Raw genomic sequence first — 23,340 nt, forward strand, 5'->3', positions numbered from 1 at the left:
CTACGCGTGCGGACCGGCCGTCACCGTCCCGATCACCAACTCCGGCCGCGCCTCCAGCACTTCCCCCACCCGCTCCACCTGCCGCCCCAACTCCCGTTCCTGCCGCGCCGTCAGCCGCCCCAGCGGCTCCACCGTGACCGTCGTACGACGTCCCTGGCGCCGTTGGTGCCACACGCCCGTCACCACGCCGTCGACCAGCAGCACCGGGTAGTTGCCGGCCTGACCACCCGCCAGCGCCCTCTCGTACGCCGGACCCGCGAACAGCCGCTCACGTGGCTGGGCGGCGATGCCGTACGCGTCGAAGTACGGCAGCAACCGGACGCTACCGGCCCGGCGGCCACCCGTCGGAAACTCGGTGTCCCCCGCCGCCACCCACGCCGGCACGCCCTCGAAGTCCACCTCCTCGATCTCCCCGGCCGCCGCGAGCGTGCCGAACAGCCCGCCCGCCCAACCGCCCGAAGCGGCAAGCCATTTCGCGAAGTGCCGGGGGGTCGCGGGACCGTACGCGCGCAGATACCGGCGTACGAGCATCCCCAGCGCCTGCTCCGGCGGCAGCGGATCGAAGGCCGGCGGGCGGGTGTACGTCACCTTGCGGCCGCGGTTCGGGCCGAAGCACAGGGCACCCGACTGCCCTGCCCGGTGCATCACCTGACGCCAGCGCGGCCACATGTCCTGGAACGCGGGCATCACCCGGTCCCCGGCCCAGGGCCCCGTGCGCGCCACGACCTCCTCGCTCAGCTCGTCCACCGTCAGGCATACGCCGTCCAGCGCGTTGCCGATCGCGGCCACCACCTGCGCCACCTGCTCGTCCGTCATACGGGCAGAGGGCGCGAAAGGGCTCGGGCCCGACGGGATCGCCGTCAACGCGGCGCTCCAGAGGGCGAGTTCGTCCGCCGGGAGCAGATGCACCGTTCCGCGCGGGCCGTGCGTCTTCACGAGCGAGCGGTCCTCCCAGAGCGCGGCCCGCACGTCCGTCCGGGTCACACCGACCGTCCGCACCCCCACCGACAGCTCCGCCGCGGACAGCACTTGTGCATGCGCGCCCAGCATGGCGGAGACCACGGCGGCCACGTTCCCGCCCGCCTTAGCAGGGTTGGCCAGGAATTGCCGTTCCAGCCGACGCGCGCTCGCCTCGTCCCAACTGATCCTCAGGGTCATGGGACGACGGTAGGGCCGAAGTAGGCCGGATGCTGTCCGCTATACCGAGGAAGCGGGGCGGTCAAGTACGTGCAAATCGGGCTATTGGCGCTTTGCTGGAGATTCACCCTTCGCATCCATGGATCATGCTCAGTTTTCACATTGTTATCGCAGGCGGCTCGCACCCGGCCAACGCTTCGCGTAAGTTCAGACCAAGGTAATTCGCGCCAGCAAAGCTGCGCGGCCGGTACCGCGCAGAGGAGGGGGCTGCGCGGTACCGTTCACCGTCAAGCGGACGTTCGCTGACGGGGTCGCCCGCCCGGGGGACGGGCGGCGAATCGCCGAGTCGTCCACATCGCTGCAATCCGGCCATGAGCCCGCCCGGAACGAGGCCATTTGCGGCCATCGTGCCGTCGTCACCCGACTCCGGAGAGTAGTTGTGGCACGCCGATGCACCCAGCATCACTTACAAAGGGTTATGGTGGAAACCCCCCCTCGGGCCGGTCCGTCTCCCCCCACGGACCGGCCCGTTTTTTATGTGTTGGGCGTGGCCTTCAAGACGGGCGTCCACTGAACGCGCCCCAAAGGGGCGCGGGGACTGCGCGACCAGCCACCCCCAACCCGCACCCGAAATACAGCCTCAACCCTCACGGCGGTACCCTCGCTCCGCGGGGACCGCATCCGCACGGAGGGGCTGACAATCACGTGAACCTGCGCGACAAGCTGCGCAGCCTGCTCGTCAGGCTGTACGCACGCCGGGTGGAAGGCCACCTGGACCACGCTCAGGTGCCCAAGCACATCGGCGTCATCATGGACGGCAACCGACGCTGGGCAAAGGCAGCGGGCTCCACCACCGTGCACGGTCACCGGGCCGGCGCGGAGAAGATCGAGGAATTCCTCGGCTGGTGCTCCGAGACGGATGTCGAGGTCGTCACCCTCTGGCTGCTGTCGACGGACAACTTCGACCGCCCGCAGGAGGAACTCGTCCCGCTCCTCGGCATCATCGAGGACGTGGTACGGACCCTCGGCACCGACGGCCGCTGGCGTGTCCACCACGTCGGCACGCTCGATCTGCTGCCGCAGCAGATGCAGACCACCCTCAAGGAAGCCGAGGAGACCACGGCCGGCGTCGACGGCATAGTCGTCAACGTCGCCATCGGCTACGGCGGCCGCCAGGAGATCGCCGACGCGGTGCGCTCGATGCTGCTGGAGGCCTCCGACAAGGGCATCTCGCTGGAGAAGCTGGCCGACACCGTCGACGTCGAGACCATCGGCCGGCATCTCTACACCGGCGACCAGCCCGACCCGGACCTCGTCATCCGCACCAGCGGCGAGCAGCGGCTGTCCGGATTCATGCTCTGGCAGACGGCCCACTCCGAGTACTACTTCTGTGAGGTCTTCTGGCCGGCCTTCCGCAAGGTCGACTTCCTGCGCGCCCTGCGCGACTACGCGGCGCGCCACCGCCGTTACGGTGGCTGAACCGCCGTACCCGCACGAGGTAAAAGTCACCCTCTCTGGGGCGGAAGTAACAAAGAGTTCACCAGCGCGCCGTCATATGCCGTGGCATGGCATCGCACGTTCGAGGGCATAAGACCAGACAGGTCGACACCCGAACCACGGGTGTCGGATCTCAGCGGACGGCACGGGGCCGTCCGCCCGGGAGGCCCTTTGCACCAGCCCGATCGTGCGTTCACCGCGCGGACGAAGCAGCGGAGGGCCGGTTCTCGGCCCGTGCAATGCGGCCGTCGACCGGTCCAGCTCCTCTCCGTCGCTCCCCGACCTCTTCCGAGGGGGTACGTCCTTCCGTGGTGACCAGCACAAAGCGCCGCAAGCCCGACCGGCGCACTTATGTTCTCGACACCAGCGTCCTGCTGGCCGACCCGAACGCCCTGAACCGCTTCGACGAGCACGAAGTCGTGCTGCCGATCGTCGTGGTGACGGAGTTGGAGGCCAAACGGCACCATCCCGAACTCGGGTACTTCGCCCGGCAGGCGCTGCGCCTGCTGGACGACTTCCGGGTGCGGTACGGCCGTCTTGATGCGCCCATCCCGATCGGGGACCTCGGCGGCACCGTCCGTGTCGAGCTCAACCACTCGGACCCCAGCGTTCTGCCGACCGGCTACCGCCTGGGGGACAACGACTCCCGCATCCTCGCGGTTGCCCGCAATCTGCAGGCCGAGGGGTTCGACGTCACCGTCGTGTCCAAGGACCTCCCGCTCAGGATCAAGGCGTCCTCGGTCGGTCTGCTCGCCGAGGAGTACCGCGCCGAACTCGCCATCACGGACGCCTCCGGCTGGACCGGAATGTCCGAACTGACCCTGCCCGGCGAGCAGGTGGACATCCTCTTCGAGGAGGGGACGGTCTATGTCCCCGAGGCGTCCGGCCTGCCCGTGCACACCGGTCTGACCATCCAGTCCGAGCGCGGCAATGCGCTGGGGCGGATGACGCCCGAGGGCAACGTCCGGCTGGTGCGCGGGGATCGTGAGGTGTTCGGCGTCAAGGGCAGGAGCGCGGAGCAGCGGATCGCGCTGGATCTGCTCCTCGACCCGGACGTCGGGATCGTCTCGATGGGCGGCCGGGCCGGCACCGGTAAGTCGGCGCTGGCGCTGTGCGCGGGTCTGGAAGCGGTCCTGGAGCGCCGTCAGCACGAGAAGATCATGGTCTTCCGTCCGCTGTACGCGGTGGGCGGGCAGGAGCTCGGCTATCTGCCGGGCTCCGAGGCCGAGAAGATGAGCCCCTGGGCTCAGGCGGTCTTCGACACGCTGTCCGCGGTCACCAGCCGCGAGGTCATAGAGGAGGTCAGTGCGCGCGGGATGCTGGAGGTCCTGCCGCTCACTCACATCCGCGGACGCTCGCTGCACGACGCGTTCGTGATCGTGGACGAGGCGCAGTCCCTCGAGCGGAACGTACTGCTGACCGTTCTGTCCCGAATCGGCGCCAATTCGCGGGTGGTTCTCACCCATGACGTGGCCCAGCGGGACAATCTGCGCGTCGGCCGGTACGACGGTGTCGTCGCCGTCGTCGAGAAGCTGAAGGGGCACCCGCTCTTCGCGCATGTCACGCTCACGCGGTCCGAGAGGTCCCAGATCGCTGCGCTTGTGACCGAAATGCTCGAAGACGGGGCGATCTGAGAGGTCTGCCGACCGATGCCCAATTAGGGCCGGTTACTTGGCAGTTGGCGCCGCCCAACAAAGGCTCAGAGCCTAGTTGGGCGGCGCCTTCGCGTGTTGCGGTTTCTCAGAATCCGCTGGGTCAAACGGGATGTGAGCTTTCACACGCAACTCGGAATTGCCACCCGGCGTCCGGTTGCGGCAGAGTCTCATTCCTGTCAGGCCCCGCATACGACACACCTGTACCCCCAGCGGTACGGCACCACAGCAACACCAGCCAACTCCATAGTCGACGTCGTATGCCGCCCGAGTACCACGCGGCGCTCCCCTCGCGGGAGTTGCCCACCGGGCCCGTGCCTCCCGTGACCCCGCAGTTGGGAGGCCAGTGTTCAGGGGCACGATTGCGTCCGCCAGGGTCACCGAAGCGGGCGATGCTGGAAGGAAACCGTGTGAGCCGGATTTCGGTCCGGGGATTCGCAGTGGCCTCGGCCACCGCGGTCACCGCTGTCGGAAGTGTCGTCGGCGTTGCCTCGGGCAGCACCGCACAGAACAACGACGCCGAAGCCGCGGCAGCCGACCTGACGCTGCTCGCGGACATACCCGCGGGCCAGCAGGCCCAGGTCCAGACCGCGTCCCTCACTCAGCAGGCCGAGACCCAGGCCATCGCCGCGGACGCGACCGCCAAGAAGGACGCCGAGGAGGCTGCCCGCAAGGCCGCCGCCCAGTCCGCGGTCGAGAAGAAGGAAGCCGCCGAGAAGGCGGCGCAGGAGGCCAAGGAGCGCGCAGAGGCGGAAGAGGCCGCGAGCCGCAGCGCCTCGCGTGACGCCTCCGACTTCCCCACCCAGAGCTCGTACTCCATCTCTGAGATCCAGTCGATGGCGCAGTCGATGGTGGCGAGCGACCAGTTCCAGTGCTTCAGCAACATCGTGGACCACGAGTCCAGCTGGAACTACCAGGCCGTCAACGCCTCCTCCGGTGCCTACGGCCTCTTCCAGGCGCTGCCCGGCTCCAAGATGTCGTCCGCCGGCTCCGACTGGCAGACCAACCCGGCCACGCAGATCAAGTGGGGCCTCAGCTACATGAACGACCGCTACGGCAGCCCGTGCGACGCGTGGGCTTTCTGGCAGGCCAACAACTGGTACTGAGCCCTTCTGTTCGCTCAACCTTTCCGAGCCCCTCACCGTCCTTCGGTGAGGGGCTTTCGGCTCTCGGCAGCCAGGCCATGTACGGTCGGACCGGACGACTCCGGGGGGAGTGGTGGGGACAGACGGGGGCAAGGGACGGATCATGTCGCGAGTACCAGGGTGGCTCAGTCGGCTGGGTGCCGGACTGACCGAAATGGGAGAGCGGTTGGACGAGCGCCGCGCCGAGGTGGAGCGGGCCGAAGTCGGGCCGGTGTCCGTGCCGGTCGCTGCCGACAAGCCGCCCAAGAAGACCCCGGAGAAGGTCCCGCCGCCGCCCGACTACCCCCCTGAGGTCGCCACCCGCCCCGACCGTCCCGATCCCGCGCTCGCCGTGCCCTGGGGGGTACGGGTCGCCGCCGAGGCCGGCTGGCGGCTGTTGGTCCTGGCGGGAACGCTCTGGGTGCTGATGCGGGTCATCAGCGCCGTCCAGCTCGTCGTGCTGTCCTTCGTGGCCGCGCTGCTGATCACCGCGCTGCTGGAGCCCGCGGTGACCCGGCTGCGGCGGTACGGCGTACCGCGCGGCATCGCCACCGCGCTCACCGCGATCCTCGGTTTCGTCGTGATGGGGCTCATCGGCTGGTTCGTGACCTGGCAGGTCATGGAGAACATCGACAACCTCTCCGACCAGGTCCAGGACGGCATCGACGAGCTGCGCAACTGGCTGCTCAACAGCCCGTTCCATGTCACCGACAAGCAGATCAACGACATCGCCGAGAACCTGCGCGAGGCGATCGGCGCCAACACCGACGAGATCACCTCCGCGGGCCTGGAGGGCGTGACGGTCATCGTCGAGGCGCTCACCGGCATACTGCTGGCGGCCTTCTCGACGCTGTTCCTCCTCTACGACGGCAAGCGCATCTGGGAGTGGTCGCTGAAGCTCGTTCCGGCTGCCGCCCGTCCCGGTGTCGCCGGGGCCGGCCCGCGCGCATGGCGGACGCTCACGGCGTACGTCCGCGGCACGGTGCTGGTGGCCCTGATCGACGCCGTCTTCATCGGCATCGGCATATATTTCCTGGACGTGCCGATGGCCGTCCCGCTGGCCGTCTTCATCTTCCTGTTCTCCTTCATCCCGCTGGTGGGCGCGGTGGCCTCGGGCGCCCTGGCGGTCGTGGTGGCGCTGGTGACCCAGGGCGTCTTCACCGCGGTGATGACACTGGTGGTCGTGCTCGCGGTCCAGCAGATCGAGGGTCACATCCTGCAGCCGTTCATCCTCGGGCGGGCGGTCCGGGTCCATCCGCTGGCCGTGGTGCTGTCGGTGGCGGCGGGCGGCCTGGTCGCAGGCATCGGTGGTGCGATCGTCGCGGTGCCGCTGGTGGCGGTGGCGAACACGGTCGGCAGCTATCTGAAGGCGTACTCCCAGGAGGCCGCTCTACGGCACTCTCCGCGTCCCCGGGGAGCCACCGCGGTGGATGTGGCGCCGGTGCAGCCCACGGACACGCCGCCGCAGCAGTCGTAGAACCGGAAGGGCCCCGCTCACCACTCAGGTGAACGGGGCCCCGACAGCCGGGTGTTACTCGGAGAGCACCGCTTCAGCGTCCAGCGTCACGCCGACCGCCTGGATCACCGAGGCGATCTTGAAGGCTTCCTGGATCACCTCGCGGTCCACGCCCGCTTTGCGCAGAACCTGCTCGTGGGAGTCGAGGCACATGCCGCAGCCGTTGATGGCGGAGACGGCGAAGGACCACAGCTCGAAGTCGGCCTTGTCGACACCGGGGTTGCCGATGACGTTCATCCGGAGGCCGGCGCGCAGGGTGCCGTACTCGTGGTCGGAGAGCAGATGGCGGGTGCGGTAGAAGACGTTGTTCATCGCCATGACCGCGGCGGCGGACTTGGCCGCCGTGTACGCCTCCGGCGAGAGGTTCGCCTTCGCCTCGGGCGCCAGCTCACGCAGGACGATCGGGGAGCGCGAGGCGATGGCCGTCGCCAGGACGGTGCCCCAGAGCTGCTGAGTGGGGAGGTCCGAATTGCCGATGACCGAGCCCAGGTTGAGCTTCAGGTCCTTGGCGTAGTCCGGTATGGCGGACTTGAGGGTGTCGAGGGACATGTCCGTCACTCTCCGGCCAGCAGCTCGACCGGGTCCAGCGTCTCGTCGCCCTTGCTCCAGTTGCACGGGCACAGCTCGTCGGTCTGCAGGGCGTCCAGGACCCGCAGGACCTCCTTGGGGTTACGGCCGACGGAGCCGGCGGTCACCATGGAGAACTGGATCTCGTTGTTCTGGTCGACGATGAAGACCGCGCGCTGGGCGAAGCCGTCCTCGCCCTTGATGCCGAGGTCGCGCATCAGCTCGTGCTTGGAGTCGGCCATCATCGGGAACGGCAGGTCACGCAGGTCGACGTGGTCCTTGCGCCAGGCGTGGTGGACGAACTCCGAGTCACCGGAGAAGCCGAGGACCTGCGCGTCGCGGTCGGCGAACTCCTCGTTCAGCTTGCCGAAGGCCGCGATCTCGGTCGGGCAGACGAAGGTGAAGTCCTTCGGCCAGGCGAACACGATCTTCCACTTGCCCTCGTAGGTCTTGTGGTTGATCGTCTCGAACTCCTTGCCCGTCTCCAGCGAGACACAGGCGGTCAGTTCGAACTCGGGGAACTTGTCACCGACAGTGAGCACTAGCTCTCCTTGCAGCGAGGAAACGCCCATTGTGTAGGCGTTTCCCATGGGTTGGGCGTGCTCGATGCTTACACATGCTGCATTGATTATGGAAATAGCTACACTGGGTCGAGTTGATCGGAGGCGGTTATCAGTGACCGTGAGTAAGAGGAGACAGCCCAGCCTCGCCCAGCTGCGCGCCTTCGCCGCCGTCGCCGACCACCTCCACTTCCGGGATGCCGCCGCCGCGATCGGCATGAGCCAGCCCGCCCTGTCCGGCGCGGTCTCCGCGCTGGAGGAGACCCTCGGCGTGACGCTGCTGGAGCGGACGACCCGCAAGGTGCTGCTGTCGCCCGCCGGCGAGCGTCTCGCCGTACGCGCGCGGGCGGTACTGGAGGAGGTGTCGGCGCTGCTGGAGGAGGCGGAGGCGGTCCGGGCCCCGTTCACCGGGGTGCTGCGCCTCGGCGTCATCCCGACCGTTGCGCCGTACGTCCTGCCGACCGTGCTGCGGCTGATCCACGATCGGTATCCGGACCTCGACCTCCAGGTGCACGAGGAGCAGACCGCGAACCTGATCGAGGGCCTCACCGGCGGACGGCTCGATCTGCTGCTGCTCGCCGTGCCCCTCGGGGTGCCGGGTGTCGCCGAACTCCCGCTGTTCGACGAGGACTTCGTGCTCGTCACGCCGCTCGATCACGCGCTCGGCGGCCGGGCGGGCATCTCGCGTGAGGTACTGCGCGAACTCAACCTCCTGCTGCTCGACGAGGGGCACTGTCTGCGCGACCAGGCGCTCGACATCTGCCGGGAAGCGGGGCGGGCGGACGCGCCGGTGACGACCACGGCCGCCGGGCTGTCCACGCTCGTGCAGCTCGTCGCGGGCGGGCTCGGTGTGACGCTGCTGCCGCGTACCGCCGTCAAGGTCGAGACGACCCGCAGCAACCAGCTCCTGACCGGCTACTTCGCCGAGCCCGCGCCGACCCGCCGGATCGCCCTCGCCATGCGCGCCGGCGCGGCGCGCGGGGCCGAATACGACGAGCTGGCCGCAGCGCTCCGTGAGGCGCTGCGGCCGCTTCCCGTTCGGGTGGTGGCGGGCGACGATTGAGGTCACTCGGTGTGTAGTCCTGTCCGGCTGCGTCAGCGATGGCCATGGTGGGGCGGGTGTGGCGCGAGGGGGTATGGGGATCGGCCGGAGCGCTCTGTGGGGCGGTGTGGCCGTTTCCCGTTCGGGTGGTGGCGGGCGACGATTGAGGTCACTCGGTGTGTAGTCCTGTCCGGCTGCGTCAGCGATGGCCATGGTGGGGCGGGTGTGGCGCGAGGGGGTATGGGGATCGGCCGGAGCGCTCTGTGGGGCGGTGTGGCCGTTTCCCGTTCGGGTGGTGGCGGGCGACGATTGAGGTCACTCGGTGTGTAGTCCTGTCCGGCTGCGTCAGCGATGGCCATGGTGGGGCGGGTGTGGCGCGAGGGGGTATGGGGATCGGCCGGAGCGCTCTGTGGGGCGGTGTGGCCGTTTCCCGTTCGGGTGGTGGCGGGCGACGATTGAGGTCACTCGGTGTGTAGTCCTGTCCGGCTGCGTCAGCGATGGCCATGGTGGGGCGGGTGTGGCGCGACGGGGTATGGGGATCGGCCGCAGCGTTCCGTGAGGCGCTGCGGCCGTTTCCCGTACGGGTGTTGAACCAGGGGGACTGAGCTACTCCGTGCGCAGCCCGTCCGGCCGCATCAGCCGCAGCAGTGGCGGCAGGCTGAGCAGGGTGACGGCGACGACGACCGCCGCGCCGGCGCCGGTCATCATCAGCACGCTCGCCCAGTCCACGGTGATCGCGGCGCTCGACATCTTGAGCAGCACCGCGCCCAGCGTGAGGCCGACCACCGAGGCCAGCAGCAGGCCGAGGGCGATCGGGATCGCCGTCTGCCACAGCACCGACAGGCTCAGCGTGCGCCGCCGGGTGCCGAAGGCGACCAGCGACGACAGCAGCTTCTTGCGCTCCCGCAACTGCTCCAGCTGCGACACCAGCAGGCTCGCGCCGATCAGCGCCAGGACACAGGCGGCGCCGACGAACAGGCCTGTGCGGATGGAGTCGTAGCGGTCGGAGCGCTCGGTGGAGAACCACATCATCGGCTCGTTGATCGGGTCGAACGTGGCCGCCGTGTTCCGGACCAGGTCATATACGTCCGGCACGGACTCGTCGAGGTTGAGGTAGATCTGGCCGTTCATGCCGGGCACGGCCCCCGCGGGCAGCGCCTTGGGGGTGACCATGAAGCCGCCTCGCTCCCAACCGGTCATGTCGACGCGCGCCTGAGCCTTCTTCATCGTCGACGGCAGGGTCCAGGGGAGCGGCGTGGCCTTGGGCCCGTCCGAGTACCCCGAGTCGAAGTACACCGTGCGGCCGGGCTTCGCCAGCGCCTCCGTGTTCGCGTCCTCCTCGGCGCCCTGTACGGCGAACACGTCTCCGTCACGGCACGAGGGCAGTCGCGTCACCTCGCGCAGCGCGGCGCAGTCGCCCACGGTCACCTGGGAGTTGAACGCGGCGTCCATGGGCTTCTCGCTGACGAATCCCTCGTCGTACGCGTAGACCTTGCGCACCCCGTCGGTGTCCCGGAACTTCGCCGCGGACTGCGCGAGGGGCACCCCGTCCGGCAGGTTCACCTGCATCTGCGCCCGGGTGACGTCCTTGCCCGTCGGCTCGGTGTAGTCGTCCTCGACGCCGGCGAACAGCATCTGCAGCGCAATCGCTCCGGCCACCGCGACCGCGATGCCGTTGACCATGCGGGCCGCCGTGCCGCTGCTCAACTGGAGCCTGCGCACGGCCAGTTGCCAGGCGATGCCGCCTGAGCCGAGCTTGCCGACGACCGTCTCGACGATCCACGGCAGCAGCGCGGTCACGCCGACGAGCAGCAGCATCACACCGCCGATGACGAGGTACTGGTTGAAGTCCCCGCCGTCGCGGCCCTGGCCGATCATCGGGTAGAGCATCGCCAGCCCGGCCAGCGGCAGCAGCAGCCGCCACCACAGCCGGCGCCGCGCGGGTTTCGCCGTACGGACGACACCCAGCGGCTCGATGACGACTCCCCGCAGCGCGAGCAGCGTGACCAGCACCGCTGCCGCCGGCACGAGGAGCGCGACCAGCAGGGCCAGCGCGGGCGAGGGGTTGAGGTAGCTCGGGAAGACGCTGACGCCGAACACTTCCATGCTGCCCGCGATCTCACGGCCGATCAGGAAAAAGCCCGTGCCGAGGACCAGCCCGAGGGCGGCCCCCGCGAGCGCCTCGCCCGCCGCCACCCGCTTGGTCATCCGGCTGTCGGAGCCGACCAGCCGCAGTGCGGCGAGCCGCCGGTCCCGCCGTTCGCCGCCGAACCGTACGGCCGCGGCGATGAACACCCCGACCGGCATCAGCAGCACCACGAAGACGACGAGGATCAGCAGGAGCAGGACGGGGTCCAGCGGCTCCGAGTCCGAGCTCTGCTGCCCGAACTTCTCGATCCGCACCGCCCCGCCGTTGGTCAGCTGTGCCGCGAGGTCCTCGCCGCCCCGGTAGAAGGCGAGTTCGGTGGGGCCGATCAGCCCGCTGTCCCCGATGGTTCCGACGATCTTCTGCGGCAACCGCTCCCGCAGCAGCTTCCCCTCGTCGGAGCCGAGCAGCTTCTTCAGCGCGGGGGAGACCACCATCTCGCCGACCGCCGGGAGCTTCTCGACGCCCGGCGGCAGCGGCGCCTTCGGACCCTCGGGCTGCACGTCCCGCCCGCGGACGCCCTTGTCGCGGAAGGTCGTACCGCTGGCCACGACCAGCAGGGTGTCGTCCGCCTTCGGTATTTCCGTCCTGCCGTAGTTGATGTCCGACCGGGCGGCCTCCCGGCCGTGCCGGGCGTCCAGCGCGCTCGGCAGCGCCGTCGTCAGCAGCAACAGCGCCACCCCGAGCCCGACACCGACGCCTGTCAGCAGGACCCGGACCCAGCCCTCGCGCCCCCCGGCGAACGCGAACCGGACCCCCATGCCCAGGTCCCTCGTCCACTGCCGCACGTTCATACGACGCGCTCCATGTCCCGGGACTTGCCGTCCCGTACGACGATCTCGCGGTCCGAGTACGCGGCCACCCGGGCCTCGTGCGTGACCAGCACGACGGCGGCGTTGGTGGACCGGGCGGCGTCCGTGAGCAGATCCATCACCCGCTCGCCGTTGAGCGAGTCCAGCGCGCCGGTCGGCTCGTCGGCGAACAGCACGCGCGGGTTGGTCACCAGCGCGCGGGCGACGGCGACCCGCTGCCCCTGACCGCCGGACACCTCGCCGGGGCGCTTCTTGCGCAGTTCGTCGACCTCCAGCCGCTCCATCCAGGACAGAGCGGCCTTCTCGGCCTCCTTGCGGCTCGTCCCGTTGAGCCGCAGCGGCAGGGCGACGTTCTCGACGCAGGTCAACTCCGGCACCAACTGGCCGAACTGGAACACGAACCCGAACTCGCTCCGCCGCAGCGCACTGCGCTCGGCGTCGCTCATGGTGGCCATCTCACGGCCGTTGTAGAGGATCGACCCGGCGTCGGGCGGCACGATGCCCGCGAGGCAGTGCAGCAGGGTCGACTTTCCGGAGCCCGAGGGGCCCATGACGGCGACGACCTCGCCGGGGTGGATGGAGAACTCGGCGCCGTCGAGCGCCGTGGTCGGACCGTACGCCTTGCGCAGATCGGTCGCGACGAGCAGGGAGCCTGCGGGGGTCATCGGGTCACCGCCTCGGCGAGCTTGTCCAGACGCGCGGCGGTCAGCTCCAGCCAGCGCAGATCGGCCTCGAGATGGAACAGGGCGTGGTCGCAGATCAGCTGGTCCGCGAGATCGCCCTTGCGCTTGCGATCGGTGAGGATCCGCATCATCCGCAGATGCTCGGAACGCTGGGTGTCGAGGATGTCGGCGGCGTTCCGGTGCGTCATCAGCGCGAGAACGACCTTGGTGTACAGGGTCGACTGCAGATACGGCTCCGGCTTCTCCGGCGTCGCCAGCCATTGCTGTACGTCGGTGATACCGGCCTCGGTGATCGCGTACCGCTTGCGTTCCGGACCGCCGCCGGGCTCGATCCCGTCGACTTCGACGAGCCCGTTCTTCAGCAGCCGGGACATCGTCGAGTAGACCTGGCCGTAGTGCAGCGGCCGGTCGTGACCGAACTTCTCGTCGAAGGCCCGCTTCAGGTCGTAACCGTGACGCGGACCGGACTCCAGGAGCCCCAGGAGGGTGTGACCGATGGACATGAGGAGGACTGTACACAGTGCGTATACCCCAGGTGTATACGTCGAGTGTGTAGGGCGGCGCGGGGCGTACGACGGTGCAGGTGAGACGCGATTGTCACGGTTCTGCTACTGCTGCGAGGGCGGACGTCCACGACGCGGAATCGGACGTGCCTCGCCCGGGAGCCGGCCCGTCTCCGCCAGCGCCTTCCGCAGCAGGAACTCGATCTGCGCATTGGCCGACCGCAGCTCGTCCCCGGCCCACCGCGCCAGCGCCTCGTACACCGACGGGTCCAGCCGCAGCAGCACCTGCTTGCGCTGCTGCGGCCGCCGCTTCTGTGAGGAAGCCTCTTGCCCCGAGGAGGCCTCAGAAGAATCCGTCACTGGTAAAGGGTCCCCGTGTTGAGTACCGGCTGCACCGAGCGGTCCCCGCACAGCACCACCATCAGGTTGGACACCATCGCCGCCTTCCGCTCCGAGTCCAGCTCCACGATGTCCTGCTCGGTGATCCGGGCGAGCGCCGCCTCGACCATCCCGACCGCCCCGTCCACGATCTGCCGCCGCGCGGCGACGACCGCGCCCGCCTGCTGCCGCTGGAGCATCGCCGAGGCGATCTCGGGCGCGTAGGCGAGGTGCGTGAAGCGGGACTCGATGATCTGGACGCCGGCCGCCTCCACGCGCGCGTGCAGCTCGACCGCGAGCTTCTCGGTGATCTCCTCGGCGTTGCCGCGCAGCGACAGCCCTTCCTCGTCATGGGCGTCGTAGGGGTACTCGATGGCGATGTGCCGGACGGCTGCCTCGGTCTGCGTGGAGACGAACTCGAGGAAGTCGTCGACCTCGAAGGTGGCCTGGGCGGTGTCCTGCACCTTCCATACGACGACCGCGGCGAGCTCGATCGGGTTGCCGTAGGCGTCGTTGACCTTCAGGACCGCGGTCTCGTGGTTGCGTACCCGGGTCGAGATCTTGGTGCGTGAGGTCAGCGGGTTCACCCAGCGCAGCCCGTCCTGCCGGATCGTCCCCCGGTACCGCCCGAAGAGCTGGACCACCCGGGCCTGGCCCGGCGCCACCATGTTCAGCCCGCACATCGCGAAGAACGCGGCGATGGCGACGAGGATGCCGCCGACGATCAGCGCGGCCTTGCCGCCGGTCCCGGAGACCGCCGTCGCGGCCGCGATCAGCCCGATCCCGCCCAGCAGCCCGACCAGACCGAGCAGCAGCGCGAGCCCGCCGCCGATGCTGTGCGCGGCGAATTCGCGAACGCGCGGTTCGGGCATCTCGGGGAGGTCGGGTGCGGTGTCGTGCGTGGTCATGGGTGTTCCCCCGGTTCTCGATGGAGCTGTTGCTTGCTTAGCTTCGTTCTAGCTAAGTGATATCACTTTACCCCATCGCGGCAACCCTAACCGCCTCTCAGCCGTCGGTTCTGTTGGGCAGGTGCTGATTGTCACGTCCGTAAAAGACCGGATCGCACGCCCTTTGTCACATAGGGCGGTGTTAGCTTTCTGAGCTGACCTGAGCGTGCAACCTGTGTGACGGCCGACGACGGAAGCGGAGCAGACGGAGCCATGGGACGAGCGGAAGAGAGACGAGCGCGGCAGCGCGGTGGCCACCGCGCCGCGCCCAGGCGCCGCTCGCGACGAGCGCCGGGGAAGAACGACGGCAAGAGCTTCATACGCCGGCTGTTCACGTGGAAGAAGATCCTCGGCACGTTCCTCGGCGCCTGCCTGCTCGGCATCGGCGGCTTCATCGTGCTGTACCTGGTCGTCGACGTCCCCGACGGCAACGCGGCGGCGCAGGCCGCGAAGATGCAGAGCAACATCTACAAGTACAGCAACGGCGATGTCCTGGCCCGCGACGGCAAGGTCAACCGCGAGATCGTGGACCTGTCCAAGGTGCCCAAGGAGGTCCGGAACACCTTCGTCGCCGCCGAGAACAAGACCTTCTACAAGGACGCCGGCATCGACCTCAAGGGCACGGCCCGCGGTGTGTTCAACACGCTGTCCGGCAAGGGCGCCCAGGGCGGTTCGACGATCACCCAGCAGTACGTCAAGAACTACTACCTCAGCCAGGAACAGACGGTCTCCCGCAAGCTGAAGGAGATCGTCATCTCCTTGAAGGTGGACCGCCAGCTGTCCAAGGACGACATCCTCGCGGGCTACCTCAACACCAGCTACTTCGGCCGCAACGCCTACGGCATCCAGGCCGCCGCGCAGGCCTACTACCGCGTCGACGCCGAGGACCTCTCGGTCGAGCAAGGCGCGTACCTCGCCGCCCTTCTCCAGGCCCCGAGCACCTACGACTGGGCCGTCGCCTCCGAAACCGGTAAGGAACTGGCGAAGGCGCGCTGGAACTATGTCCTGGACAACATGGTCGAGATGGGCTGGCTGGACTCCGGCAAGCGCCAGGCCATGAAGTTCCCGGTGCCCGAGGAGCCGAAGGCCTCTGCCGGTCTCGAGGGGCAGAAGGGGTATCTGGTCGAGCTCGCCAACACACAGCTCGAGAACCAGCTGATGAAGCAGGAAGGTCTCTCCCGCTCCGAGGCCGAGTCCCAGGTCAAGGGTCAGGGCTGGACCATCACCCTGAACATCGACAAGAAGAAGCAGGCCCAGCTGGAGAAGGCGGCCAAGACCCAGCTGACCAGCAAGCTGGACCCCGAAAAGCGGCCCGTCGACGGGGACATCCAGGCGGGCGCCGTCTCCGTCGACCCCAAGACGGGCAAGATCGTCGCCCTGTACGGCGGCCAGGACTACTTCAAGCACTACAGCTCCAACGCGACCAGAACGGACTACCAGCCCGCGTCGACGTTCAAACCGGTGATCCTCGCCGCCGCCCTGGAGAACAAGGCCAAGACGCAGGACGGCACGACGATCGGCGCGCGCACCGTCTACGACGGGACGAGCAAGCGGCCCGTCGTGGACGACGGCAAGAAGATCGGTTTCGCCCCGCCGAACGAGGACGACGAGGACTACGGCGACGTCACCGTTCAGACGGCGACGAACAAGTCCATCAACTCGGTGTTCGCGCAGATGGGCATCGACGTCGGCTTGGACAAGATGATGGAGACGGCCACCAAGCTCGGCATGGACACCGCGGATCTGACGCCGCGGGCCGCACACACCCTTGGCACCATGGGCGCCAGCCCGCTGCAGATGGCCGGGGTCTACGCCACCCTCGACAACCACGGCAGGAAGGTCACCCCGACCCTCGTCGCATCGGCCGAGCAGAATGACCGGACGATCAAGATGCCGGACCCGATCGGCGAGCAGGTGATCAGCCGTGAGGCGGCGGACACGGTGACGTCGGTGCTGACGGGCGTGGTCGACGACGGTACGGCCCGCACGTCGGTGCGCGGCAACCCGGCCCGCGACGGGCAGGAGGTCGCCGGCAAGACCGGTACCTCCGACTTCGGCAGGTCGGCCTGGTTCACCGGCTACACGCCGGACCTGGTGACCTCGGTCGGCATGTTCGGCGAGGCTGGCAAGACCCGCGACAAGGTCAAGAAGGGCGACCAGGTCGACATGAAGGGCGCGACCGGCACCCTGCCGGGCAAGGGCAGGGTCAACGGCGGCGGGATCCCGGCCCAGATCTGGGCGGCGTACATGTTCGGCGTGACGAAGACGGACGCCAAGTTCGACCTGGACACCACCCAGGGCGCGGGCGTCGAGCCGACCTGGACACCGACGCCCACCCAGCAGCCCACCGAGACGCCGAGCGACGAGCCGACGTCCGAGGAGCCGACCAGCCAGACCCCGACGTCATCATCGCAGCCGCCGAGCCAGACGCCCACACAGACCCCGACGCAGACGCCCACGCAGACGCCGACCCAGACGCCCACGACGTCACCACCGGCGGACGGCAATCCGGAGGACCCGATCGATCCGGATCCGGGGCTATAGGAAAGGGGCGCCCGGCAAACACCGGGCGCCCTGGCCTACCCAGGGGCGCGGGGAACTGCGCGACCAGCCCTCACCGCCCCGCAGCCGCGCAACGACACTGCGCCCCCGAACGAAGCGCCTAGCTTCCGTCCACCTCGTGGGCGATCCGGTCCCCGATCTCCTTGTCGATATTGCGCCAGTACTGCAGCGCCCGCTCCACCACCGGCCGCGTAACCCCCTGCTTCAGATGCCCGCTGACATTGGAGACCAGCCGCCCGCGGGCGGCGTCATCAAGGACCTGCCGCACCATCGTGCCCGGCTGGCCGAAGTCGTCGTCCTCGCGGTGCAGCTTGTACGCCTCGCGCACCATCTCACCCGCCGCCTGCCACCCGGCGACATCGCCGAACTGCTGGACGGCCGCGGCCGGACCGCCGTACGAGTTGGGCGCGTACGGGGCACCGGTGTTGGCGGGCTCGTAGCGCATCGGGCCGTCCTTGGCGTACGAGTTGACCGCCGAGCGGGGTCGGTTCGGCGGCAGCTGCGCGTAGTTGGGGCCGATGCGATAGCGGTGCGTGTCCGGGTACGAGAAGAGCCGGCCGAGCAGCATCTTGTCCGGGGACGGACCGATGCCCGGCACCAGGTTGGACGGCTCGAACGCGGCCTGCTCGATGTGGACGAAGTAGTCCTCGGGGTTCTGGTCGAGGGTCATCCGGCCGACCTCGATCAGCGGGTAGTCGCCGTGCGGCCACACCTTGGTCAGGTCGAACGGGTTGAACCGGTAGTCGGGGGCGTCCTCGAACGGCATCACCTGCACATGGACCGTCCAGGACGGGTGGTCGCCGCGCTGGATCGCCTGGAACAGATCGCGGCGGTGGCAGTCGGCGTCCTCGCCCGCGAGCCGGTCGGCGTCCTCCTGGGTGAGGAAGTCGATGCCCTGGTCGGTCTTGATGTGGTACTTGACCCAGAACTTCTCGCCGCCGCCGTTGACCCACATATAGGTGTGGGAGGAGTACCCGTTCATGTTGCGGTACGTCTTCGGGATGCCCCGGTCGCCCATCAGCCACGTCACCATGTGCGCGCTTTCGGGGGAGAGGGTCCAGAAGTCCCACTGCATGTTGTTGTCGCGCAGCCCGTTGTCCGGGCGGCGCTTCTGGGAGCGGATGAAGTCCTGGAACTTCTGTGGATCACGGACGAAGAAGATCGGCGTGTTGTTGCCGACCAGGTCGTAGTTGCCGTGCTCCGTGTAGAACTTCAGCGCGAAGCCGCGGGGGTCGCGCCAGGTGTCGGGGGAGCCGAGCTCACCCGCGACGGTCGAGAAGCGCGCCAGCATGTCGGTGCGCTTGCCGGGCTGGAACAGGTCGGCCTTGGTGAACTGGCTGACGTCGTTGGTTACTTCGAAGGTGCCGTATGCGCCACTGCCCTTGGCGTGCACCACACGCTCCGGGACCCGCTCCCGGTTGAACTGGGCCATCTTCTCGATGAGGTAGTGGTCCTGGAGCAGGATGGGGCCGTTGGACCCGATGGTCAGCGAGTGCTCGTCGCTCTCCACCGGGATCCCGTGGTTGTTCGTGGTGTACGGAACCTGCTGGGGTGTCTGCGTCACGAGCGTCCTCCCGTCTTGCATGGGGGATCAGTCAGGTCGCTTCGCTCACCCCAGCCAGTCAACTCCGCCGTCGGGACATCGGCAACACTTGGATCCGGTCTAAGTCCGGTTCAGCTCGAACCAGACCACCTTCCCCGTGCTCAGCCGCGTCGCTCCCCAGCGCCGGGCCAGCCGGTTCACCAGATACAGCCCGCGTCCGCCCTCGTCCGTGGCCCGCGCCTGCCGCAGCCGCGGCAGTTGCGGCACATCGTCACCGACCTCGCAGCGCAGTACGTCGGTGCGCAGCAGCCGGAGCGTGATCGGCCGGGTCGCATAGCGCACGGCATTGGTGACGACCTCGCTGACCAGCAGCTCCACCGAGTCGGTCAGCTCCTCCATGTCCCAGCGGGCGAGCGCACGCCGGGCCAGCCGCCGGGCCTTGCCGGGCGCCATCTCCTCCGGCTCCAGGAACCAGTACGCCACATCGCTGGGCGCGATCCCGTCGAAGCGGGCGGCGAGCAGCGCGATGTCGTCGTCCCGGTCGCCGGGGCCGAGCATGTCGAGCACCTCGTCGCAGAGCGCCTCCAGCGGCGGCGGATGGTCGGGCCCGGTCAGCTGAGCGGTCGCGGCGAGCTTCTCGCGCAGCTGCTCTATGCCGGTCCACACGTCCCGCAGCCGGGACTCGACCAGCCCGTCCGTATAGAGGAGCAGGGTCCCTCCGGCGGGCGCGTCCAGCTCTACGGCTTCGAAGTCCACGCCGCCGACACCGATGGGCGCGCCCGGGGGTACCCGCAGTACCTCCGCCCGCCCGCCGAGATGCAGTAGCACGGGCGGCGGATGGCCGGCGTTGGCGATGGTGATGCGGTGCGACACCGGGTCGTAGACGGCGTACAGGCAGGTCGCCATGCGGTCGGTGCCCAGGCGCTGGGCCTGTTCGTCGAGGTGGTGCAGGACCTCCTGCGGCGGCAGGTCGAGCCCGGCGAGGGTCTGTGCCGTGGTGCGCAGCTGGCCCATGATCGCGGCGGAGGTCATGGAGTGCCCCATGACATCACCCACCACCAGTGCCACCCGGCTGCCCGGCAGCGGGATGGCGTCGTACCAGTCGCCGCCGACGCGTGCGGTCTCGGCGGCCGGGAGGTAGCGGGACGCCAGCCGTACGCCGGTGGCCCTGGGCAGGTTTTCGGGCAGCATGGTGCGCTGCAGCTCGTCGGCGATGTACGCCTCACGGCCGTACAGCACCGCCTTGTCGATGCCGAGCGCGCTGTGCGTGGCGAGCTGGGCGGCGACGAGGAGGTCGTCGGGCTCGAAGGCCATGCGTTCCGGGCGGCGCAGGAAGAGCGCGGCGCCGATGACCCGGCGCCGGCCGCGCAGCGGGGCGAGGATGGCGCGCTGTCCGCCGGGTACGGCCACGTCGTCGCCGAGGAGTTCGGGCAGCGCGGCGCGGGCCGCGGGGGCGTCGGCGAAGACGGGGCGCACTCCGCGCAGCACCTCGTTCAGCGCGCCGCCGGGCCGTACCTCGCACAGCTCCGCGCTGGCCGGCGTCAGATCCGTCGGCTCGGACTGCGGCACGGGCGTGAAACCGCCGTCGGTGTCCCGCTCCTCCGGGATCCGGTCGGTACGGCGCAGCCGCAGCACCACCGGGCCGGTGGGCCGCTCGTCGCCGACCGGCAGCGGGTCGCGCAGATAGACCAGGATCGCGTCCGAGAACGTCGGTACGGTCGCCCGGCACAGCCCCATCACGATCTCGTCGAGGTCGATGCCACGGGCGATCCGCCGGGTCGCGGCGCCGACGAAGCGCAGCCGGTCCCCGTCCCGTCGCATCGGCGTGGGCCGGCCGGGCGCCACCCCTTGGCCGGTACGGCGGTCCTCGCGGGACTTGTCGTCTTCGGTGCCCTGCTGAACAGCGACCCCCTCGGGAACGGGCCGCGGACGGTGGTGGTCCGGCTCGACGGCGGTGGGCTGGGAGTGCTCCGTGTCACCGACAGGCGTGCCCGCGGGCGGCGTCTCGCCGGTGCGGGCCTGTGCCGGTAAGGCAGAGGCGCGCGCCCCCACGCCGGGGGTACGCAGGAGCGCCCCGCGGGGGTCCGTGGGGCCGGCGCCGGTCTCAGGGCGCTCGAAGGAGGTCGGCTGCTCCGTCACGCGTGTCGAATCCGTCCGTCCGGGGCCATGACTGCGCGCCGGGCGCGCAATTCGTCCCACCGAAATGCCGATACCCGGAATACGTGCCCCAGGAACGGAATTCCCGCGTGGTGAAAGGCTGTTCCTGTGCCACCGGCGAACGGACCGTGGTCCGTACCGGTGTTGCCCTCGTACCCCTCGCTCACGTCCTGCCGCCCCTCGGTGACGTATGGTCAGGCCCGGCTCATGTGCCGGGAGTTACTGCTGCAATCACTTGTGGAGGACGATCCTACGGTTGTGGCCCGGGGGCGCATCAAGGGTCTCATGTGGACACGTGCGCGGGCGTGCAGTGCCAGTCCTCCGGCAGTGACGGTACAGCCCAGGACGGATCCGGGCGCCAGTGCTGCCAGCCGTCCGAGAACGGTGGCCCCCAGGCGCGGATCACCTCCACCGCAGACCGGCCCGCCGCCCGTACCCGCTCGGCGATTTCGGCGTCCATCAGTCCGTCCCGCTGGGCCTGCGCGAACTCGTCCTCGTCGCGCCAGTGCCAACTGCGGTCCGGGTGGACGGAGATGTCCAGAAAGTGGTCCTCGGAGTCCACCCCGCCGTCCCAACGCACCAGTGGCTCTTCGAGGTTGACGTACCAGTTCTTGAACTGCCAGCCCGGCTCCCAGAACAGCCACACCGACCAGGGCTCGCCCGGCCGCGCCAGCTTCAGCACACCGGTGCCGAACCAGCGGTCGCGCTGCACGGTCCGCGGCTTGGTGTAGCGCGACCGCAGCGGCTCCCCGTGGACGGGAGTCCCGTCGGCGAGCACCGGCCTGACGCACTCGGTGCCGGGCGCCAGCCAGACGGCGAGGATGTCCGCGTCGTCCCGCACGACGGTCACGGGGCGGGCGATGTGGAAGCGGTCGCCGGCATTCTCCCGGTAGCGCCACAGGATCCGGCTCCCGGGCGCCCAGAAGGCCGTCGTACCGTCCGCTTCCACTCGTCTCACCGCTCCGTCGTCTGGCATGCACAGATATTAGGTGTCACAGGCATACGACGCTGCGGCGCCCGTCACGGTTCACGCGGGCGGAACCTTTGGTTACGGGTGTGTCATGCGCAGCACGTCCAGCGCCTCGTCGAGCTGTTCCACGGTCAGGTCGCCCCGCTCCACATACCCGCTCTCCAGCACGACTTGACGGATCGTCTTCCGCTCCGCGAGCGCCTTCTTGGCGACCTTGGCGGCCTCCTCGTACCCGATGTACTTGTTCAGCGGGGTGACCACGGAGGGTGACGACTCGGCGTACTCGCGCGCCCGCTCCCGATGCGCGACGATCCCGTCCACGGTCCGGTCGGCGAGCAGCCGGGAGGCGTTGGCGAGCAGCCGGATCGACTCCAGCACGTTCTTGGCGATGACCGGCAGCATGACGTTCAGCTCGAAGTTCCCGGCGGCCCCGGCGGTGGCGACGGTGGCGTCATTGCCGATGACCTGGGCGCTGACCATGAGGACGGCTTCCGGAATGACCGGGTTGACCTTGCCCGGCATGATCGAGGACCCGGGCTGAAGGTCGGGCAGGCTGATCTCCGCGAGCCCGGTCCGGGGCCCGGAGGCCATCCACCGCAGATCGTTGGCGATCTTGGTCAGCCCGACGGCGATGGTCCGCAGCTGCCCGCTCGTCTCCACGATCCCGTCCCGCGCGCCCTGCGCCTCGAAGTGGTCGCGGGCCTCGGTGAGCGGAAGCCCGGTCGCCCTCGCCACTTCCTCGATGACGGCGGCGGAGAAACCGGGCGGGGTGTTGATGCCGGTGCCGACGGCGGTGCCGCCGAGGGGCAGTTCGGCGAGGCGGGGGAGGGAGGCGTACAGCCGCTCCACGCCGTACCGGATCTGGGCGGCGTACCCGCCGAACTCCTGCCCCAGTGTCACGGGCGTGGCATCCATGAGATGCGTCCGCCCCGACTTCACGACATCGGCGAACTCCTCCGACTTGCGGGTGAGGGAGGCCGCGAGGTGTTCGAGGGCGGGGATGAGGTCGCGGGTGACGGCGGCGGTGGCGGCGATGTGGATGGAGGACGGGAAGACGTCGTTGGAGGACTGGGAGGCGTTGACGTGGTCGTTGGGATGCACGGCCTTGCCCAGCCGCTCACTCGCCAACGTGGCGATGACCTCGTTGGTGTTCATGTTGGACGAGGTCCCCGAGCCGGTCTGGAACACGTCGACCGGGAAGTGCTCGTCCCACCGCCCCTCGGCGACCTCACGGGCCGCCTCCTGGACCGCCTCGGCGACGTCCTTGTCGAGCACCCCCAGCCGTGCGTTGACCTTCGCCGCGGCCCCCTTGATCTGCGCGAGCGCCTCGATGTGCGCGCGCTCGATGCGCTGCCCGGAGATGGGGAAGTTCTCGACGGCGCGCTGGGTCTGGGCCCGCCACTTGGCGTCCGCCGGGACGCGGACCTCTCCCATGGAGTCGTGCTCGATGCGGTAGTCGCTCATACCGGCTACAGCGATCGAGAGCGCCGCGATGTTCCGGGACTTGGGCCGAACGGAGACTCGGCTCACCGGGCGGGCACGGG

At 69.2% G+C, this 23,340-nt stretch carries 18 protein-coding genes; 6 read left to right on the plus strand and 12 right to left on the minus strand.

Going from position 1 to position 23,340, the window contains the following annotated elements; translation table 11 throughout:
• Positions 1-1,158, minus strand: coding sequence for a winged helix DNA-binding domain-containing protein (locus QQY66_RS31485; RefSeq protein ID WP_301983686.1), 1,158 nt, complete (start codon positions 1,156-1,158; stop codon positions 1-3).
• A 684-nt stretch (positions 1,159-1,842) separates the two neighbouring features.
• Here QQY66_RS31485 and QQY66_RS31490 point away from each other — a divergent pair.
• From QQY66_RS31490 to QQY66_RS31505, 4 genes are all read left to right on the plus strand, one after another.
• The gene (locus tag QQY66_RS31490; protein ID WP_301983687.1) at positions 1,843-2,616 is read left to right on the plus strand and encodes an isoprenyl transferase; all 774 of its coding nucleotides are present in this window, start codon (positions 1,843-1,845) and stop codon (positions 2,614-2,616) included.
• A gap of 326 nt (positions 2,617-2,942) precedes the next feature.
• Positions 2,943-4,268 carry a PhoH family protein gene (locus tag QQY66_RS31495; RefSeq protein ID WP_301983688.1) on the plus strand — a complete coding sequence of 442 codons (1,326 nt, stop codon included), beginning with the start codon at positions 2,943-2,945 and terminating at the stop codon, positions 4,266-4,268.
• A 428-nt stretch (positions 4,269-4,696) separates the two neighbouring features.
• The gene (locus QQY66_RS31500; protein WP_301983689.1) at positions 4,697-5,392 is read left to right on the plus strand and encodes a transglycosylase SLT domain-containing protein; all 696 of its coding nucleotides are present in this window, start codon (positions 4,697-4,699) and stop codon (positions 5,390-5,392) included.
• Positions 5,393-5,534: 142 nt separating this feature from the next.
• On the plus strand, positions 5,535-6,887 hold the full coding sequence (locus QQY66_RS31505) for an AI-2E family transporter (protein ID WP_301983690.1): 1,353 nt from the start codon (positions 5,535-5,537) through the stop codon (positions 6,885-6,887).
• Positions 6,888-6,941: 54 nt separating this feature from the next.
• Here QQY66_RS31505 and QQY66_RS31510 read toward each other — a convergent pair whose 3' ends face one another.
• Together QQY66_RS31510 and QQY66_RS31515 are read right to left on the minus strand one after the other, a co-directional pair.
• Positions 6,942-7,475, minus strand: a complete 534-nt coding sequence (locus tag QQY66_RS31510) for an alkyl hydroperoxide reductase (RefSeq protein ID WP_301983691.1) — start codon at positions 7,473-7,475, stop codon at positions 6,942-6,944.
• A 5-nt stretch (positions 7,476-7,480) separates the two neighbouring features.
• Positions 7,481-8,035 carry a peroxiredoxin gene (locus QQY66_RS31515; RefSeq protein ID WP_301983692.1) on the minus strand — a complete coding sequence of 185 codons (555 nt, stop codon included), beginning with the start codon at positions 8,033-8,035 and terminating at the stop codon, positions 7,481-7,483.
• A gap of 88 nt (positions 8,036-8,123) precedes the next feature.
• On the opposite strand from QQY66_RS31515, the gene QQY66_RS31520 reads away from it, so the two are divergent.
• Complete coding sequence (locus QQY66_RS31520; RefSeq protein WP_301987561.1) at positions 8,124-9,116, plus strand: LysR substrate-binding domain-containing protein; 993 nt, start codon at positions 8,124-8,126, stop codon at positions 9,114-9,116.
• A gap of 585 nt (positions 9,117-9,701) precedes the next feature.
• Here QQY66_RS31520 and QQY66_RS31525 read toward each other — a convergent pair.
• From QQY66_RS31525 to QQY66_RS31545, 5 genes are all read right to left on the minus strand, one after another.
• On the minus strand, positions 9,702-12,035 hold the full coding sequence (locus QQY66_RS31525) for an ABC transporter permease (protein WP_301983693.1): 2,334 nt from the start codon (positions 12,033-12,035) through the stop codon (positions 9,702-9,704).
• Entirely contained in the window at positions 12,032-12,718 is a 687-nt protein-coding gene (locus QQY66_RS31530) for an ABC transporter ATP-binding protein (protein ID WP_301983694.1), read from the minus strand. The genes QQY66_RS31525 and QQY66_RS31530 overlap by 4 nt, the downstream gene beginning before the upstream one ends.
• Positions 12,715-13,239 (minus strand): PadR family transcriptional regulator, encoded by a 525-nt coding sequence (locus QQY66_RS31535; protein ID WP_301983695.1) that lies wholly within the window; start codon positions 13,237-13,239, stop codon positions 12,715-12,717. Before QQY66_RS31535 ends, QQY66_RS31530 begins: the two co-directional genes overlap by 4 nt.
• Positions 13,240-13,344: 105 nt before the next feature.
• Positions 13,345-13,599: a hypothetical protein gene (locus tag QQY66_RS31540; RefSeq protein ID WP_301983696.1), complete on the minus strand. Its 255-nt coding sequence runs from the start codon at positions 13,597-13,599 to the stop codon at positions 13,345-13,347.
• Positions 13,596-14,525, minus strand: coding sequence for an SPFH domain-containing protein (locus tag QQY66_RS31545; RefSeq protein WP_301983697.1), 930 nt, complete (start codon positions 14,523-14,525; stop codon positions 13,596-13,598). Before QQY66_RS31545 ends, QQY66_RS31540 begins: the two co-directional genes overlap by 4 nt.
• A 252-nt stretch (positions 14,526-14,777) precedes the next feature.
• Here QQY66_RS31545 and QQY66_RS31550 point away from each other — a divergent pair, with 252 nt between their 5' ends.
• A complete protein-coding gene (locus QQY66_RS31550) occupies positions 14,778-17,108 on the plus strand; it encodes a transglycosylase domain-containing protein (protein WP_301983698.1) in 2,331 nt (776 codons plus the stop codon).
• A 118-nt stretch (positions 17,109-17,226) separates the two neighbouring features.
• On the opposite strand, the gene QQY66_RS31555 is transcribed toward QQY66_RS31550, so the two are convergent.
• From QQY66_RS31555 to QQY66_RS31570, 4 genes are all read right to left on the minus strand, one after another.
• The gene (locus QQY66_RS31555) at positions 17,227-18,690 is read right to left on the minus strand and encodes a catalase (RefSeq protein WP_301983699.1); all 1,464 of its coding nucleotides are present in this window, start codon (positions 18,688-18,690) and stop codon (positions 17,227-17,229) included.
• A gap of 99 nt (positions 18,691-18,789) precedes the next feature.
• Complete coding sequence (locus QQY66_RS31560) at positions 18,790-20,808, minus strand: SpoIIE family protein phosphatase (RefSeq protein WP_301983700.1); 2,019 nt, start codon at positions 20,806-20,808, stop codon at positions 18,790-18,792.
• Positions 20,809-21,109: 301 nt separating this feature from the next.
• Positions 21,110-21,802 carry a DUF402 domain-containing protein gene (locus tag QQY66_RS31565; protein WP_301983701.1) on the minus strand — a complete coding sequence of 231 codons (693 nt, stop codon included), beginning with the start codon at positions 21,800-21,802 and terminating at the stop codon, positions 21,110-21,112.
• A 72-nt stretch (positions 21,803-21,874) separates the two neighbouring features.
• On the minus strand, positions 21,875-23,260 hold the full coding sequence (locus QQY66_RS31570) for an aspartate ammonia-lyase (protein WP_301983702.1): 1,386 nt from the start codon (positions 23,258-23,260) through the stop codon (positions 21,875-21,877).
• Positions 23,261-23,340 lie beyond the last annotated feature (80 nt).

It is taken from the genome of Streptomyces sp. DG2A-72, from assembly GCF_030499575.1.
Lineage (GTDB): Bacteria > Actinomycetota > Actinomycetes > Streptomycetales > Streptomycetaceae > Streptomyces.